This window comes from Microbacterium sp. UMB0228 (assembly GCF_002871415.1).
In the GTDB taxonomy this organism is placed as follows: domain Bacteria; phylum Actinomycetota; class Actinomycetes; order Actinomycetales; family Microbacteriaceae; genus Microbacterium.
Window position 1 is genome coordinate 616,184 of record NZ_PNFU01000002.1, and the last position, 15,206, is coordinate 631,389.

The window sequence follows — 15,206 nt, forward strand, 5'->3', positions numbered from 1 at the left end:
TCAGTATGCCCCGCTCGGCTGCGCCATGACCTTCGCGGTGCGCCACATGATCTGCAGATCGTTCATGACCGACCAGTTCTCCACGTACCGCAGGTCGAGCCGCACGCTCTCGTCCCACGAGAGGTCGCTGCGTCCGGAGACCTGCCACAGACCCGTGATGCCCGGCTTGATGTAGAGGCGGCGGAACACGGTGCCGTCATAGGCCGTGACCTCGCTGGGCAGCGGCGGACGAGGGCCGACGACGCTCATGTCGCCGACGAGCACGTTCCAGAACTGCGGGAGCTCGTCCAGCGACAGCTTGCGCAGCACCTTCCCGACGCGGGTCACGCGCGGGTCGTCCTTCATCTTGAAGAGCAGGCCGGCGCCCTCGTTCTGCTCCTTGAGCGCCGCGAGCTGCTTCTCGGCGTCGGTGCGCATCGAGCGGAACTTCACCATCTTGAATCGGCGGCCGTCCCGTCCCACGCGCTCCTGGAAGAAGAACACCGGGCCAGGCGAGTCGAGCTTGATGAGCGCGCTGAGCACGGGGGTGAGCAGCGCGATCGGGATGAGCGCGACGGTGGCCACGACGATGTCGAGCGCGCGCTTGAGAAGGTGGACCCCGCCCTCGTAGGTCGGGATCTTCACCTGGATCAGCGGCAGGCCGTCGACCTGGCGCAGCGAGATGCGCGGCCCCGCGACGTCCGTCAGACGGCTGGAGAGCACGAGCTCGGCGGCGGTGCCCTCGAGCTGCCAGCTGAGCTGCTTGACGAAGTCGGGGGACCCCTCGGGGCGGCTCGCCACGATGATGGTGTCCGCCCCGAGCTGTGCCGCCGCCGCGGCGACGGTGTCCAGATCGCCCACGACCGGGTAGATGCTCTCCCCGATCCTGAGCGCGCCAGCATTGCGATCCAGCAGCGTCGTCCCCACGACGTGATAGCCGTTCTCCCCGCCCTTCTGCAGGGAGTCGATCACATACTCGACGTCTTCGGTGGCGCCGACCACCAGTGTCCTCGACGCGAACCGACCGGACAGACGCTGCCGCTGCAGCCAGCGGCGCCAGGTCCAGCGGGCGAAGAGGAGACCGAGCATGCCGACCGGGAGGGCGATGAAGAACAGCGGCTGCAGTCCTTCCCACTCCAGGAGCACGCCCGCGATGGCGGTGATGCCGAAGGCGAGTCCCGCCGCGTGCGCGACGCGACGGTACTCCGTGGCCCCGGACCCGAAGATGGCGGCGGCTCGGCTGTTGAGCGCCGACAGCATCAGGTACCAGGCGAGACCCAGCAATGCGGCGTTGCGCACGGCCTCGATCACCGCGACGCCGGAGACCAGCTGGACCATCGCCGTCAGTGCGACCGCGATCAGGATGACAGCCGCATCCGTGATCCGCAGCCGCATCCGATAGCGACGCTCCCACTGGCGGCGTCGTTCGAGCGTCGCCGACACACGCGGCGTGCTCGCCGCAGGCGTCACCGACGCGGTCGCTCGCGGTGCCGTGATCGGCGTGAAACCCGTACGAGCGATGCTCAGAGCATCCTCGACGGAAGTCATGCCGAGGCCCCTTGAGCCGTGAATGTACGCAGATAACCCCAGTGCGCCATCGTTTCCCCAGTTTTCCCCAGACCGTGAACCCCACGTTCACGGACACGTCTGCGTCCCGACCCCTCGGGTCCTGCTGATGCTTCGCGATCCCACATCGTGAAGGTCCTCGTCGTCCCAACCGACGAGGCGTGCAGCAGGCACTGCAGACGTCCAACACTGTAGCGGATCCGCTCGTCGGAGGGAAGCCGTTCCGCGGACTCGGTGAAATCCGTTCCGGAATACCGCACAGCGCCGGGCGGGCGGGGCTACTCTTTCGCGGTGACCACGCACCAGACACCGAGCACGCGCTTCCACCTGCGTCCCATGGCACCGCGGGACCCGGGGCAGCCACACCGCACGGCGAGCCCGTTGGAGCTCTTCTTCGACCTCGTCTTCGTCGTGGCCGTGAGCATCGCCTCGGCCCAGCTGCACCACGCGCTGAGCCACGGCGACTTCCTCCACGGCATCACCTCCTACGCCATGCTCTTCTTCGCGATCTGGTGGGCGTGGATGAACTTCACCTGGTTCGCGACGTCGTTCGACACCGACGACTGGCCGTACCGGATCGCCACGTTCGTCCAGATGGCGGGCGTCCTCATCCTCGCCGCCGGAGTCCCGCAGGCGTTCGACGAGGGGAACTTCACGCTCCCCGTCGTCGGCTACGTGGTGATGCGCGTCGCGATGGTGGCCCAATGGCTGCGCGCCTCGCGGACCGAGGAACCGCTCCGGGGCGTCGCGCTCCGCTACGCGCTCGGGATCGCGGTCGTGCAGGTGCTGTGGATCCTGTTCCTGCTCATCCCGTCCGGTCCGGTCCAGCTCGTCGCGTTCGTCGTGTTCGCGCTCATCGAGGTCGGCGTCCCGGTGTTCGCGGAGCGCCGAGGACAGACGCCGTGGCACCCGCACCACATCACCGAGCGCTACGGTCTCTTCACCCTCATCGTGCTGGGCGAGAGCCTTCTCGCCTCCGCGAATGCGATCATCGACGCGCTCGACGAGGTGGAGGCGCTCGGTCCGCTCCTCGCGATCTCGGCGCTGGCCTTCATCGTCACGGCCGCGCTGTGGTGGATCTACTTCTGGCCGCCCCACCACCGGGCCATCACGACCCTGGGGCGTTCCCTGCGCTACGGCTACACGCACTACTTCGTGTTCGCCGCGGCCGCGGCGTTCTCGGCCGGTGTCGAGGTCGAGCTGGATGTGATGACGGGGGAGAGCCACCTCGCCCCGGTGATCGCCACGTTCACCGTCTCGGTGCCGATCGCCGTCTTCCTGCTGGGGATCTGGTGGATCGCGATCCGCGACAACGCCGACCGCGTCGTCAACGCGGTCATCCCCGTCGGCGCGCTGCTCGTCCTGCTCGATCCGTTCGTGCCGGTGCCCGTGGCGCTGACGGCGACGGTCATGGTGGCGATCGTGATCGTGCTGGTGATCCGGCCGCCCGTTGCTCGGGGAACCGTCGTCACGGACGAGTGATCCGCGGCGTCACACGCTGGCGGCGAAGAGCTCCCGGCACTCGCGGCGCAGGCGCGCGATCGCCTCGCCGTCGCCGCGCAGGTGGCGGATGAGGGCGTGCTGGAGCATGCCGTCCGTGAGCGCGTACGCGAAGAGCGGCGTGAAGCGGCACGGGCGTCCGCAGAGCTCGGAGTAGCGCTCGACCACGCGCCAGATGGCATCCTGCAGGTCGGCCTCGACTTCGGCGATCGTGTCGCCGAAGCCCGACTCGAACAGGGACTGGTTGCGGAGGTCGTACCAGAGCCGGTGCAGGCGGGCGTCGTCGTGCACGCTCCTGGCGAGCTCCTCGGCGGCCCCGGCCGCCAGCTCCTCCGCGGTCTCGGCCCTCTCCAGCACGGCGAGGTAGCGGTCGCCGAGCCCGCCCTTGGATATCCGCACGGCCTCCGCGATGAGGTCGTTCTTGTCGGTGAAGTAGTAGTGCAGCGACCCGTGGGAGAGCTCCGAGTGCTGCGCGATCTCGCGGAGTCCCGTCCGCGCGAACCCCCGCTCGGCGATCGCCTCCAAGGCCGCTTCGGCCAGCGCCCGCCGGCGCAGCGCGAACTTGTCCACCCCTGCGCGTTCCGCGCGCTTGTCCGCTGTCGTCATGCTGTCCCCCAGTCTCGTCCCCTTCGGGATCGGTGCGGGCAATGCTATGGCATCTCGCCTGATCTGGACAGGTGTCCGGGAAAAACTTGACAGGTGCCAAGTGGCATGTTCCACTGGATGCGCCACGGCCGCGCATGTCCCCTGCATGACGGCCGTCTTCGTGGCCGCGCGCGCGATTCCCCCATCGCCCCGGCCCTGCGTTGTCCGCCGAGTTCTTCGAGCGCCAGCGCTGCAGAGCGGAGCGATGTCCCCGCATCCTCCGCTCTGCTCCTGACTCCACAGGAGCCCCAGGGATCACGCATAGCTTCTTGATTGTTCACCCGTCGAGCATGGGGGCAACGCCGCCGACGCTCGAGAGGAGCACATCATGAGCCGCATCCCCGAACCGACCCCCACGCCGCAGGGCCCCATGTACGAAGGACGACTGCTGGACCGCGCGGACGAAGAGGTCGTCGACCAGGGCGTCGCCTTCGACCTCCGGACGCTGATGAGCCGTCGCGGGCTGCTGATCGGCGGCGGGCTCGGCCTCGGTGCCGTCGTCCTCGCCGCCTGCGCTCCCGGCGCCACCGGATCGTCGTCGACGACCGCCACCCCCACGCCCAGCGCCACCGGCACGGCGTCGGACACGGTCACGGAGATCCCCGACGAGACCGCCGGCCCCTATCCGGGCGACGGCTCGAACGGTCCGGACGTCCTCGACGAGGCCGGGATCATCCGCCAGGACATCCGCTCGTCCATCGACGGCGGGGCCACGGCCGACGGCGTCCCGCTCTCCTTCGAGCTCCAGATCCTCGACCTCGCGAACGGCGGGGTGCCCTTCGCCGGCGTCGCGGTCTACGCGTGGCACTGCAACGCGCAGGGGGAGTACTCGCTGTACTCGTCCGGGCTCGAGGACGTCTCCTATCTGCGCGGGGTGCAGGTCGCCGACGACGACGGCAGGGTGTCCTTCACCTCCGTCTTCCCCGGGTGCTACTCCGGGCGCTGGCCGCACATCCACTTCGAGGTCTATCCGGATGCGACCGCGATCACCGACGCGTCGAACGCGATCGCCACGTCCCAGCTCGCGCTGCCCGAGGACGCCTGCAGTGCGGTCTATGCGGAGACGGCGTACTCCGGATCGGCGGACAATCTCGCCCGGATCTCCCTGACCTCCGACAACGTCTTCGGCGACGACGGCGGGGTGTCGCAGCTCGCCACGACGACGGGGAGCGTCACCGGCGGATACACCGCGACCCTCGTGGTCGGCGTCGACACGACGACCACGCCGAGCGCCGGCGCCGCGCCCACGGGTGGCGGTGGTCGTCCCCCCGGAAGCTGAGGTTCTCGGCGCGTGGTTCGTGGATCTGCTAAGCTGATCGTGCAACGTGTGCGTTTCGCCCCCTCTCGGCCGCCTCGTCGCCACTGATCAGGGCCATCCACGGACCACGCACATCGACGCGCGCGGAATCCGCCCTCGGTCTCTTCACGCGCGGAGCGCCACAGCGCGCCCGCCCCACAGCAATGAGCATGAGCATGAGTACCACCACCGTCCCTTCCTCCATCCCTCTCACCTGGAAACAGGCCGACGTCGACGTGCACGTCGCCACCCGCAACGGTGAGTTCGCCGGATTCGTCGAGTTCGACGGATCCGCGCACCGGCTGCGCGACGAGCGCGGCACCGACCTCGGGTCGTTCCCGTCACTCGACGACGCCTTCCGTGCGCTCGCCGTCGCGCAGCAGCCCGCGCGACCGGCGGCATCGCCGGCCCTCCCTCGGACGCGCGGTCGGCGGCCGCGTCGAGCACGGGCCTGAGTCGTATGCCGCCTCGCGTATGCGAGCGCGGTTAGTGTGGCCACAGCGATCGGCAACCGCCCTTGGCTTCTTCAGCTCAAGGGCTCCCGATCGACAGGAGAGCATCATCTCCCGCACATCCTCCCCGTCCGTCACCGCCACCCTCGGCCCGGTGCGTCAGACCTACGCCGGGAACGCCGAGTTCCCGCCTCTCACCCGGGCGTACCGGGACGTGCAGCAGGTCGTGAAGGAGACAGGGCTCCTGCAGCGCACCCCGGTGTTCTACACGCTGGTCGGCGCGGCGCTGGTCATCGCCTTCGCCGGCTGCGTCGCGGGCTTCCTCCTCCTCGGTGACAGCTGGTTCCAGCTCCTCATCGCCGCCGCCCTCGGGGTCGTCTTCACGCAGGTCGCCTTCCTCGCCCATGAGGCGGCGCACCGTCAGATCCTCTCCACGGGACCGGCGAACTTCCGCCTGGCCCGCGTGCTCGCCGGCATCATCGGCATGAGCTACCACTGGTGGGACTCCAAGCACACCCGGCACCACGGCAACCCGAACCAGGTCGGCAAGGACCCCGACATCCAGGTCGACACCATCTCCTTCCTGGAGGAGGATGCGGCGCAGTCGCGTGGCATCGTCCGGCTCATCACGCGCACGCAGGGGTGGCTCTTCTTCCCCCTCCTGACGCTCGAGGGGCTCAACCTGCACTACCTCGGCCTGAAGCACCTGATGACGCGGAAGAACGTGAAGGGACGCTGGACCGAACTCGGTCTCATCGTCCTCCGGTTCGCCGTCCTCCTCGTGCCGCTGTTCCTCCTGCTCCCCGTCGGCATGGCCTTCGCGTTCCTGGGCGTGCAGCTCGCGGTCTTCGGCGTCTACATGGGCGCGTCCTTCGCCCCCAACCACAAGGGCATGCCGGTCATCGCCCCCGACGCCAAGCTCGACTTCTTCTCGAAGCAGGTGCGCACGTCGCGCAACATCCGCGGCGGATGGTGGGTGACGGGGCTGATGGGCGGCCTCAACCACCAGGTCGAGCACCACCTGTTCCCGAACATGTCGCGGCTGCACCTGTCGAAGGCACGCGGCATCGTGCGCGACTACTGCGCCGCCAACGGCATCCCGTACACGGAGACGAGCCTCGGGCAGTCTTACGCGATCGTCATCGCCTACCTCAACCGCGTGGGCCTGGCGGCGCGCGACCCGTTCGACTGCCCGGCGGCGGCACAGCTCCGCCGCGCCTGAGCACACGCATACGACGAAGGGACGAGCAGACACCTGCTCGCCCCTTCGTCGTCTCTGCGCGGGATCAGCGCTTCGAGTCGTCCGTCTCGATCACGTCGATCGTGATCTTCTCCAGGGGGCGGTCGTCGTCGAACTCGTCGTCGAGGACCTCGTCGCCGCGGAAGGTCTCGACCGATGCCTCGACGACGTCGTCCTCGATGTCGTCGTCGTCCTCGTCGATCGTGGCCTCGGTCACCGCGATCTCGGTGGGAAGGCTGTCGTCGCTGAAGATGCCGTCCGGGCGGATGAGCTCGCGCACCTCGGCCATGAAGCTCGTGAGCTGCTGCTGCTGCCACCGCAGCTGACGGGCGCGGTCCTCGGCGTCGCGGAGGACGGTGGAGGTGTGTCCGGTGACCGCGTCGACGATCTTCTGCGACTTCACGCGGGCACGCTCGAGGATCTCCCTGGCGCGCACCTGGGCGTCGGCCTCGATCGCCTGCGCCTGCGAGCGCATGAGCTTCTCGTAGCCGTCCGCCTTCGCGGAGATGCGCTGCGCGTGCTCCAGCGAGGCCGTGACCTGCTCGTTCGCATCGGTCGTGATGCGCTCGGCGTGGGCGACGGCCTGGTTGTGCAGCACGAGGAACTCCTGCTGCGCGTCGTCCTGACGACGAGTGAGGGTCTCCTCGAACTCCAGCACGCGGGCGTTCATCTCACGGACCTCGCGCTCGGCGTCCGCACGCAACTGCGTGGTCTCGCGCGTGACCAGCGAGCGGAGCGCGGCGGCGCCCTTCTCGGCCTCGGTGCGGATGGCGGTGGCCTCCTGGGAGGCCTGGCTGACCTTCTCCGCGGCGTGCGCCGCCTCGCGCTCGATGCGCGCCTCGTGGGCCGTGTACTCGGTCTCCATCTTCAGCCGCACCTGGTCGGCGTCGCGCTGCGCCTGCGAGATGATGCGCTCGGCGTCGGCCTCCGCTTCGGCACGCTGCGCGGCCACTTCCTCGCGGGCAGAGGTCATCAGGCGGTCGGCCTGCACGGCGGCGTTCTGGATGAGCACGTTCGCCTGCTCCTCGGCCACGCGCAGGATCGCCTCGAACTGCTGACGCGACGGTGCCTCCTCGCCATCGGCCTGCGGCATGTCGACGAGCTCGGAGGTCAGGGTCGCCACCTGCTGCTCGGCGTCGGAGGCCTTGGCGTTCGCGGCCGCGAGCTCCGCCTCCAGGGCTTCGCGGGCTTCGCGCTCTTCGGCCTTGATGGCCTCGACGGACTCGGCCTCGCGCGCCTTCGCCTCGGCCAGCTCGTCGGCCGCCTGCTGGAGCTGCGTGCGCATCGACGCCAGCGCGGCGTCGACCTCGTTCTTGTCGTAGCCCCGGAAGCCGATCGTGAACGCCGAGGTGGACGAGGAGGACGACTCGCGAGGAGTGGTCTCGATCAGCTGATCGAAGAAGTCCGGCGACCGGTCGTCGTCGCGGGGGGTGCCCGAGGAATCGCTCATGGGTTCAAGCCTTTCTGGCGTGTCCGCGACACGAAGCGGTCTTCGTTTCCGTGGACGGGTTCGCAAGCACGGGGAAGGAGGCCCCGGCGTGCACCGCGTCCGGGTCCTCATCGGAGTCCCTGCGGGGCGCGGCGCGCGTCTAGCCTAATTGCGTCGCCTGTGAATCGTGACCCCCATTTGCACGGGCGGGCAGCGGCACGATCAGGCGCGGCGGAACCAGCGGGCGTTGCGGTCGTCGAGCAGGTCTCCGCGCTCGAACACGGAGACGGGTCCGTCGCTCACCTCGATCCGGCGCGCTGCCGCCTCTGCGGTCACCCTTTCCCGCAGCTCCCGCCACAGCGGCGCGGTCTGCGGGAAGCCGAGGTAGTCGCGGAACGTCTCCACGTGCAGGAGAGTCCCCTCGGCGTCGGGACCGAGCCGCACGACGGTGTCGTCCGGTTCGACGAAGCGGATGCCGACGGTGCCGTCGTCGAGGACGGCGTAGGCCTTCTCGTGCCCGGCGACCGCCGCGTGCAGGAGCGCGGCCGCGACCTCCGGCGGCGCCTGGATCCGGAGCGTCGTGCCGAGCTCGGTGAGGAGCTGCGTCATCCGCTCTGCGGTGAATCGCGCGCCCGCGCGGGCGCCGGCCGCGGTGGAGCTGCGTCGCACCCATCGAGGGAGGAAGGCCGCGCCGACGAGGAGAGCGATGATGACGACGACAAGAACGACGGTGAGGACGGTGTCCATGGAGACGACCTCCCGGTCGCGCGTCAGCGCGGGCCGGACAGGTGATCGAGGACCAGTTCGCCGGAGGCGTTGAGGGCCTGCATGATTTCCTGGATGCGGTGCGGGTCCACCGTCGGCGGCTCGGCGTCGTCGAACCCGAACTGCAGCGGGATGGCGGGATGGATCCACACGCTCGCGCGCCGGTCGACGCCCCCCTCGACGGGCCGCCAGGTCATCATGAAGCTCTCCTGCCGGCGGAGCTTCGTGCCGATGACGATCTTCAGATGCGCGAGCGTCTCGTCCTCGATGAGGATCGGATCCGAGTGCCCGTCGTACCGGAGTCTTCCCATGATGCTGACGGTACACCCGAGCGCGGGGGCGTACGGATCCTGTGCGCCCGCGCCGGTCGCGGAGGGCATCCCGGCCGACCGGGGGAGTGGCGTTCGCGTCGCGGAGGGCCCGCTCTTGGTACGGTGACCGCGGGAGACAACCTGTCCTGGGGCCCGCAGACCAAGAGAGAGCTTCGAGATGACGCGCACGTCCCGCTGGCGCCGGGGCCGGATCGGGATCGTCGCCGTGCTCGCGATCGTGGTCGGCGCGCTCGTCCCCGCGGTCTCCACGGCTGGCACCGCGACCGCCGCGTCCGACGGCTACATGGTCTACCCGGCGTCCGGCAACATCCAGTCGAAGGTCGGCGACGGCTGCCGGAACAATTACCGCGCGCACGACGGCATCGACATCTCCCGCAACGGCGGCACGCCCATCCTCGCCGCGTACGACGGGGTGATCAAGAGTCGTACGTCGAACGGCGGCTACGGCAACTACGTGGACGTGCAGCACGCGGGCGGATACGTGACCCGCTATGCGCACATGGCGGCTCCGGGGTGGTTCGCACCGGGAACCAAGGTCCTCCGCGGGCAGCAGATCGGCGTCGTCGGCAACACGGGCAACTCGGCCGCGTACCACCTGCACTTCGAGGTGTGGCTGAACGGCAAGGTCTACTCGCAGATCAACCAGGGCTTCACGTGTCTCTCCGACGTGACGCGAGGGGGGACCATCCCGCTCTTCTTCCCCGGTCTCGGCGCCGGATCGCCCGCCGGCGTCAGCGCCGGAGACTTCACCGGCGATGACAAGGTCGACCTCCTCGTTGTCGCGGGGAACGGCGATCTGCGGCTGCGCGCCGGCAACGGGCGCGGCGGCCTCGCCGGCCCGACCACGCTGTTCGGCAGCGGGTGGGCGAACTCGCGGCGACACATCACGCACACCGATCTCAACGGCGACGGCAATGCCGACCTCCTCGTGGCACGCTCCGACGGCGTCCTGGAGTTCTACGTCGGAAACGGACGCGGGGGCTTCCGTGGGGCGGTCGGGCTGGGCTCGGGGTGGTACAGCATGCGGCACATCGCCTCGGGTGCGGATTTCACGGGTGACGGACGTCAGGACATCCTCGGGGTCTCCGGGTCCGGCAACCTGAGGGTCTACCACGGCAACGGCAGCGGCGGCCTGACCTCCTCGCAGACGATGATCGGCGGCGGCTGGGAGAGCGTCCACTACCTCATCGCGGGAGACTTCGACGGGGACGGACGCGGCGACATCGTCGCAGTCGCGGCCGACGGTCAGCTCCTCCTCTACACCGGGGCGTCAGGCCTGCGCACGGTGCGACAGGTGGGCGTGGGCTGGCAGGAGTTCACCGAGGTCACCGGAGGCGTGGACTACAACGGCGACGGGCGCGCCGACCTGCTCGCGCGCACCCCGGCCGGACAGCTCTACCTCTATCCGGGGAACGGGAACGGCGCCTTCGGCGCGCGAGTGCTCGTCGCCTCCGACGCCGCGGACTACCTCGCGATCGAGTGACCGGCCGGAGTCGAGCACTCCGGGGCGCGTATCGTGGGCGCATGGCCGCGGGGACGTTCGACGACATCGCGGCAGCGCTGTACGCGGGGCCGCCGGAAGCGTTCACCGCCAGCCGGAACGCCGCGGCGAAGGATATCGAGGACGCTGCGCTCGCCGCGGAGGTGAAGGCGTTGCGGAAGCCGTCGGTCGCGGCCTGGGTGGTCAACGTGTTCGCGCAGGAGCGGGCCGCCCAGCTCGGGGAGGCCCTGGCGCTGGCCGCGGAGCTGCGCGAGGCGCAGGAAGACCTGGATGCCGCCGCGCTGTCCACGCTCAGCAGGCAGCGCCGTGCCCTGACCCGGCGGCTCGCCGAGAGTGCGGCGGACCTCGCGGGGTCCCGGGGCGAACGCGTCACGGCGGCCACGCGGGACGCCGTCGAGCAGACGATCTCCGCGGCGTTCTTCGATCAGGATGCCGCCGCGGCCGTCGCGTCCGGACGACTCGTGAGGGCTCTGGAGCCGTCGGGGACCGCGGACGACGTCCGCGACGCCGTGGCCGGCACCCTCCCCACCCTGCAGCCGCAACCCCCGCGCCCGCGGGACGAACTGCAGGAGCGGCGGAAGCGGCGGGACGCGGAGCGGCAGGTGGCCGCGGCGGAGAAGGCCCTGGCCACGGCGGAGCGGGCTCTCACGAAGGAGGACGAGGCGGTGCGGGCACTGAGCGACCGCGCCGAGGAGCTCGCGGACGGCATCGCCGAGGTGGAGGCGCAGCTGGAGAAGCTGCGTCAGGAGGCCGATCGCGTCGAGCGCGACCGTCCCGCCGCGGAGCAGAGGCGCACGGCGGCCGCGGAGAAGAAGGACGCCGCTGCCGAGGCCGTGGAGTCGGCGCGCGAGGCCCTCGACGAACTCTGAGCGGACCTCAGCTCCGGGCGGAGGCCTTCTCCTCGTCGGAGTTCGGCGTCCATCCGAACCAGCCGTCGTCGGACGGGATGACGCTCCAGTCGCCGCAGACGAAGACGGTCTTCGCCTCGTACGCGGACGGGCCGTCGTCCAGAGTCCACGTCGGGGCGGAGGTCCGCTCCGTCTCCACACAGTCGTCCGGCAGCGCCGTCGTGCTCGTCAGCAGGAGCACGGCGTCGTCGGCGTCCTCGATGGTCGACGTCCGGAGCGTGAGAGCGGTCGCGTCGTCCGGAACCCAGTCCGCGTCGACCGGCGTGTCCGCCCGGAAGGCGTCGGCGTCGTCGAAGGTCGTGGTCGACTGCTTGTGCACGAGACCCTCCACGGCAGCGCATCCGCCGAGCAGCAGGGGGCCGCCGAGGAGCAGGGCGGCAGCGGGGAGGAGGTGTCGTCGTGTCATACCTCCACTCTGCGGGCGCGGATCGCGGGCGGCGTCCGTCGGGGGAGGTATCCCTCGTCACCCGGAGGAGTGATCTCTGCCGGAGGCGTCTCCGATAGCCTCGGGGGATGCGGGAGGAAGTCCTCGAGGGCGGCAATGCGAGCGGACCCGTCGTGCGGGCCGGGGGCACCGTCCGCAAGGCGTGGACACCCGCGACCCCGCACGTCATCGCCTATGTGCGGGCGCTGCGTGATGGCGGCGTCGACGCGCCGGAGCCGCTCGGCAGAGATGCGCAGGGGCGGCAGATCATCGAGTTCCTCCCCGGGACGCTCGCCATGGACGCCGCACCGCTCTCCGCCGCCGAGCTCGGTCACGTGGGCGGGATGGTTCGCCGGATCCATGACGTCTCGGCGCGGTACGTCCCTGCTGTCGACGCGATCTGGGAACCGCCCCTCTCGGCGCCCGCGCAGGAGCTCATCTGCCACAACGACCTGGCGCCGTGGAATCTGATGCTCGGCGACCGCTGGGTCTTCATCGACTGGGACGGCGCCTCCCCGAGCACCCGCTCATGGGACCTCGCCTTCTCGGCGCAGACGTTCGCGCTTCCCGATCCGACCCGGGACCCGGAGCGCTCCGCCGATGACCTCGCGGCGTTCGTGGACGGATATGGCGCCGACGAGGAGCTGCGCGCGGTGCTCCCGGACATGATGCGCCGGCGCACGCAGGCGATGCTCGACCTGCTGCGCTCGTCCGCGGAGACGGGGCGCGAGCCGTGGGGCACCATGTACCGCACGGGTCACGGGGCGCACTGGGCGGCGGTGCTCGACCACGTCACCGCGCATCGGGGTGTATGGCAGCGCGCGCTGGGATGAGGTTCCGCCGGTCTGCTTCTCCTAGGGTGATCGACATGAGTGACGACGTCGGCCGCGCAGTGATCGCGGATCTGTGCCGGATCCCGAACCCGGAGTCGATCGACAGGACGGCGTACGTCGACCTCGGCGGTGTCTCCCAGTTCGTCTCGATCCGCGGTCGCAGCACACGGAACCCCGTGCTCGTCGTCTGTCACGGCGGTCCTGCCCTCCCGTCGCTGCCCTCGTCGTGGGTCTGGCAACGCGGCGTGGAGGACTACTTCACGGTCGTCAACTACGACCAGCGTGCAAGCGGCAAGTCCGCGGGTTCCGTGTCCGAGGGCATGGACCTCAGCGTCGACCGGTACGTCGACGATCTCGTGGACCTGATCGCGTGGCTCCAGGGCGAGCTGGGCGTGCAGAAGGTCGGGGTGCTCGGGCACAGCTGGGGGACGGTCCTCGGGCTCACCCTCGCCCGGCGGCGTCCCGACCTGCTGTGGGCGTACGTCGGCGTCGGTCAGGTCATCTCCGGTCCCGAGAACGAGGAGGAGAGCTTCCGCCACGCGATGCAGAGTGCTGTCGCGGACGGGAACGAGCAGGCGAGCTCCGAGTTGCAGGCGCTCGGCGAGTACCCCGGTGAGGAGCCGTTGACCGTCGAACGCATCGTGACCTGCCGGAGATGGGCGCAGTACTACGGCGGCCTCTCGGCGTACCGCTCCGATTTCGCGTACTTCACGGAGTCGCAGGAGCTGTCCCCGTATTACACGGACGCCGACCTGAGCCTCATCGGTGTCGGGCAGCGGGCGACCATGCCCGCGGTGCTGCCCGCCCTGCTCGGCTTCGACGCCCGCGATCAGACGGCGTTCGAGGTGCCGATGCTCCAGTTCCTCGGACGGCACGACTGGACGACCCCCACCGGGCCGGTCGTCCGCTGGCTGGAGACCGTGACGGCACCGTCGACGCACGCCGTGTGGTTCGAGAACTCCGCGCACCTGTGCATGTTCGAGGAGCCCGGGAAGTTCCTAGTGAGTCTCGTGACCCACGCGCTACCGTATGCGGTCGCCGCAGGGCAAAGCAAAACCCCCGCCATGTAGAAGCTAGGCGAGGGTTTCTGGGCTGATTGTAATGATCAGCCTTGTGGCTCCGACCGGCATCGATCCGGTGACCTTTCGAGTAAGAGTTTCGCCCTATCAGGGGTTTCTGCGGACTTGCGGGTGCTTTGAACAGTCCTGATCGCGCCTGCTTTCGGTTGCCAGCGAGTGCCGCGAGCTGGCGGTGAATCTGCGGAATAGATGCGGGGTTCTGGACATTCGGTAGCGTCTGCTCCGTGTCGATGGTCGCGCTTTATTCTTTGGCCACGAACCGATCGCGGTCCTCGTCCAGGCGCGGGGTCGCCCACGGCACCGTTTCCGCGAGCGACGCGAACCGCTCGGTGGGGTCGTCCGGCGTCGTGGGCATGCCCTCACGGTACTCGTGTCTCGCCTGCGCGAGGACTCCGGTGTTGTCTCCGCGGCCGCCAAGATGGAAGCATGACGTTCCCGCTCAACGACGAGATCGCCGCCGCCTTCGCGCAGTTCTTCTTCGGCGGCGGTAGCGGGCCGAGCCACTCCACGCTGTCACGACTCTTCGCGGGCGCCGGATACGTCGACGCTGATCCCTACGACTTGAACACGCAGGCACCGAACAAGCAGCAGCGCGTCCTCGCGGTGTTCCGAGCGGCCGAGCGGCGGCCCGCGGGCGCGCTCGTTGACGGGATGCTCAACGCGCTCCGGCTCGACGGCGCGTTTGGGAAGTATGCCGACGACAAGCACGTCGCTGACCTGCACGCGGCGGTGACCCACGCCGGCTGGGCGCTCTCGGCGTACGGACGGCTCGAGTACGCGGGCGACATCCACCTCGAGACCGGCGGTCGCGCCGCGCTCGATGAACAGCTCGAGCGGCTGCGGCGGAACATCGACGACCCGGCGGCGCTGCTCGGCGGGGCGAAGGAGCTGCTCGAAGCCGTCGCGAAGTTCGTCCTCGAGGAGGGCAACCGCCTGCCGGAGCGCGCCGACTTCCCGGCGCTGGTGGCGCTCTCGTTCGAGAAGCTGGGGCTTCGCCCGGCGGTCGTCGACGACTCGGTCCCGGGCGCGAAGCAGGTCCCCTCGATCTACCAGTCGGCGAAGACCGTAGCATTCACCGTCAACGAGCTGCGGAATCTGCAGGGCACCGGCCACGGCCGGACGCTCCTCACCGGAGTGACTGCTGAGGCGGCGCGCTACGTCATCCGCGAGGTTGTACACGTCGCCGACCTGATGTTGTCGACGCACGACCGCCAGATGGGGCGGTAGGCAGGCGCGGCCGTCGGAGGCCTTCGGGC

Annotated in this window: 15 protein-coding genes; 9 read left to right on the forward strand and 6 right to left on the reverse strand. The window is 69.7% G+C overall.

Annotation, left to right across the window (positions count from 1 at the left end):
• Window positions 1-1,527, reverse strand: a complete 1,527-nt coding sequence (locus CJ226_RS06980; RefSeq protein WP_025104608.1) for a sugar transferase — start codon at window positions 1,525-1,527, stop codon at window positions 1-3.
• A gap of 354 nt (window positions 1,528-1,881) precedes the next feature.
• Between CJ226_RS06980 and CJ226_RS06985 the strand changes: the two genes are divergently transcribed.
• Window positions 1,882-3,027, forward strand: coding sequence for a low temperature requirement protein A (locus CJ226_RS06985; protein WP_102208734.1), 1,146 nt, complete (start codon window positions 1,882-1,884; stop codon window positions 3,025-3,027).
• Window positions 3,028-3,036: 9 nt separating this feature from the next.
• On the opposite strand, the gene CJ226_RS06990 is transcribed toward CJ226_RS06985, so the two are convergent.
• Window positions 3,037-3,651: a TetR/AcrR family transcriptional regulator gene (locus CJ226_RS06990; protein ID WP_025104606.1), complete on the reverse strand. Its 615-nt coding sequence runs from the start codon at window positions 3,649-3,651 to the stop codon at window positions 3,037-3,039.
• A gap of 367 nt (window positions 3,652-4,018) precedes the next feature.
• Here CJ226_RS06990 and CJ226_RS06995 point away from each other — a divergent pair, with 367 nt between their 5' ends.
• From CJ226_RS06995 to CJ226_RS07005, 3 genes are all read left to right on the forward strand, one after another.
• Complete coding sequence (locus CJ226_RS06995; RefSeq protein WP_102208735.1) at window positions 4,019-4,969, forward strand: intradiol ring-cleavage dioxygenase; 951 nt, start codon at window positions 4,019-4,021, stop codon at window positions 4,967-4,969.
• A 194-nt stretch (window positions 4,970-5,163) separates the two neighbouring features.
• Window positions 5,164-5,442 carry a hypothetical protein gene (locus CJ226_RS07000; protein WP_146008213.1) on the forward strand — a complete coding sequence of 93 codons (279 nt, stop codon included), beginning with the start codon at window positions 5,164-5,166 and terminating at the stop codon, window positions 5,440-5,442.
• A gap of 151 nt (window positions 5,443-5,593) precedes the next feature.
• Window positions 5,594-6,661, forward strand: coding sequence for a fatty acid desaturase (locus tag CJ226_RS07005; protein ID WP_374754522.1), 1,068 nt, complete (start codon window positions 5,594-5,596; stop codon window positions 6,659-6,661).
• 64 nt (window positions 6,662-6,725) lie between these two features.
• Here the strand turns inward: CJ226_RS07005 and CJ226_RS07010 are convergent, their stop codons facing one another.
• From CJ226_RS07010 to CJ226_RS07020, 3 genes are all read right to left on the reverse strand, one after another.
• On the reverse strand, window positions 6,726-8,129 hold the full coding sequence (locus CJ226_RS07010) for a hypothetical protein (protein ID WP_025104602.1): 1,404 nt from the start codon (window positions 8,127-8,129) through the stop codon (window positions 6,726-6,728).
• A gap of 201 nt (window positions 8,130-8,330) precedes the next feature.
• Window positions 8,331-8,855 (reverse strand): hypothetical protein, encoded by a 525-nt coding sequence (locus tag CJ226_RS07015; protein WP_102208738.1) that lies wholly within the window; start codon window positions 8,853-8,855, stop codon window positions 8,331-8,333.
• A 23-nt stretch (window positions 8,856-8,878) separates the two neighbouring features.
• Window positions 8,879-9,184, reverse strand: a complete 306-nt coding sequence (locus tag CJ226_RS07020; RefSeq protein WP_025104600.1) for a hypothetical protein — start codon at window positions 9,182-9,184, stop codon at window positions 8,879-8,881.
• Window positions 9,185-9,362: 178 nt separating this feature from the next.
• On the opposite strand from CJ226_RS07020, the gene CJ226_RS07025 reads away from it, so the two are divergent.
• Window positions 9,363-10,688 (forward strand): VCBS repeat domain-containing M23 family metallopeptidase, encoded by a 1,326-nt coding sequence (locus CJ226_RS07025; RefSeq protein WP_102208739.1) that lies wholly within the window; start codon window positions 9,363-9,365, stop codon window positions 10,686-10,688.
• Between the two features lie 41 nt (window positions 10,689-10,729).
• Entirely contained in the window at window positions 10,730-11,575 is an 846-nt protein-coding gene (locus CJ226_RS18045) for a transposase (RefSeq protein ID WP_102208740.1), read from the forward strand.
• A gap of 7 nt (window positions 11,576-11,582) precedes the next feature.
• Here the strand turns inward: CJ226_RS18045 and CJ226_RS07035 are convergent, their stop codons facing one another.
• On the reverse strand, window positions 11,583-12,020 hold the full coding sequence (locus CJ226_RS07035) for a hypothetical protein (protein ID WP_102208741.1): 438 nt from the start codon (window positions 12,018-12,020) through the stop codon (window positions 11,583-11,585).
• A 107-nt stretch (window positions 12,021-12,127) separates the two neighbouring features.
• Between CJ226_RS07035 and CJ226_RS07040 the strand changes: the two genes are divergently transcribed.
• The 3 genes from CJ226_RS07040 to CJ226_RS07050 all read left to right on the forward strand — a co-directional run bounded on the left by CJ226_RS07040 (window position 12,128) and on the right by CJ226_RS07050 (window position 15,177).
• The gene (locus tag CJ226_RS07040) at window positions 12,128-12,871 is read left to right on the forward strand and encodes a phosphotransferase (protein ID WP_102208742.1); all 744 of its coding nucleotides are present in this window, start codon (window positions 12,128-12,130) and stop codon (window positions 12,869-12,871) included.
• A gap of 35 nt (window positions 12,872-12,906) precedes the next feature.
• Entirely contained in the window at window positions 12,907-13,941 is a 1,035-nt protein-coding gene (locus tag CJ226_RS07045; protein WP_180964554.1) for an alpha/beta fold hydrolase, read from the forward strand.
• A 435-nt stretch (window positions 13,942-14,376) separates the two neighbouring features.
• Window positions 14,377-15,177, forward strand: coding sequence for an abortive infection family protein (locus tag CJ226_RS07050; RefSeq protein WP_029266269.1), 801 nt, complete (start codon window positions 14,377-14,379; stop codon window positions 15,175-15,177).
• Window positions 15,178-15,206: the final 29 nt, after the last annotated feature.

Bases quoted from the DNA above. Each gene is read 5' to 3' on its own strand.
- CJ226_RS07050 (WP_029266269.1), top strand. From the start codon at position 14,377: ATGACGTTCCCGCTCAACGACGAGATCGCCGCCGCCTTCGCGCAGTTC.
- CJ226_RS06980 (WP_025104608.1), bottom strand. From the start codon at position 1,527: ATGACTTCCGTCGAGGATGCTCTGAGCATCGCTCGTACGGGTTTCACG.
- CJ226_RS06990 (WP_025104606.1), bottom strand. From the start codon at position 3,651: ATGACGACAGCGGACAAGCGCGCGGAACGCGCAGGGGTGGACAAGTTC.
- CJ226_RS07015 (WP_102208738.1), bottom strand. From the start codon at position 8,855: ATGGACACCGTCCTCACCGTCGTTCTTGTCGTCGTCATCATCGCTCTC.
- CJ226_RS07045 (WP_180964554.1), top strand. From the start codon at position 12,907: ATGAGTGACGACGTCGGCCGCGCAGTGATCGCGGATCTGTGCCGGATC.
- CJ226_RS07000 (WP_146008213.1), top strand. From the start codon at position 5,164: ATGAGTACCACCACCGTCCCTTCCTCCATCCCTCTCACCTGGAAACAG.
- CJ226_RS07035 (WP_102208741.1), bottom strand. From the start codon at position 12,020: ATGACACGACGACACCTCCTCCCCGCTGCCGCCCTGCTCCTCGGCGGC.
- CJ226_RS06995 (WP_102208735.1), top strand. From the start codon at position 4,019: ATGAGCCGCATCCCCGAACCGACCCCCACGCCGCAGGGCCCCATGTAC.
- CJ226_RS07025 (WP_102208739.1), top strand. From the start codon at position 9,363: ATGACGCGCACGTCCCGCTGGCGCCGGGGCCGGATCGGGATCGTCGCC.
- CJ226_RS07020 (WP_025104600.1), bottom strand. From the start codon at position 9,184: ATGGGAAGACTCCGGTACGACGGGCACTCGGATCCGATCCTCATCGAG.
- CJ226_RS07040 (WP_102208742.1), top strand. From the start codon at position 12,128: ATGCGGGAGGAAGTCCTCGAGGGCGGCAATGCGAGCGGACCCGTCGTG.
- CJ226_RS07010 (WP_025104602.1), bottom strand. From the start codon at position 8,129: ATGAGCGATTCCTCGGGCACCCCCCGCGACGACGACCGGTCGCCGGAC.
- CJ226_RS18045 (WP_102208740.1), top strand. From the start codon at position 10,730: ATGGCCGCGGGGACGTTCGACGACATCGCGGCAGCGCTGTACGCGGGG.
- CJ226_RS06985 (WP_102208734.1), top strand. From the start codon at position 1,882: ATGGCACCGCGGGACCCGGGGCAGCCACACCGCACGGCGAGCCCGTTG.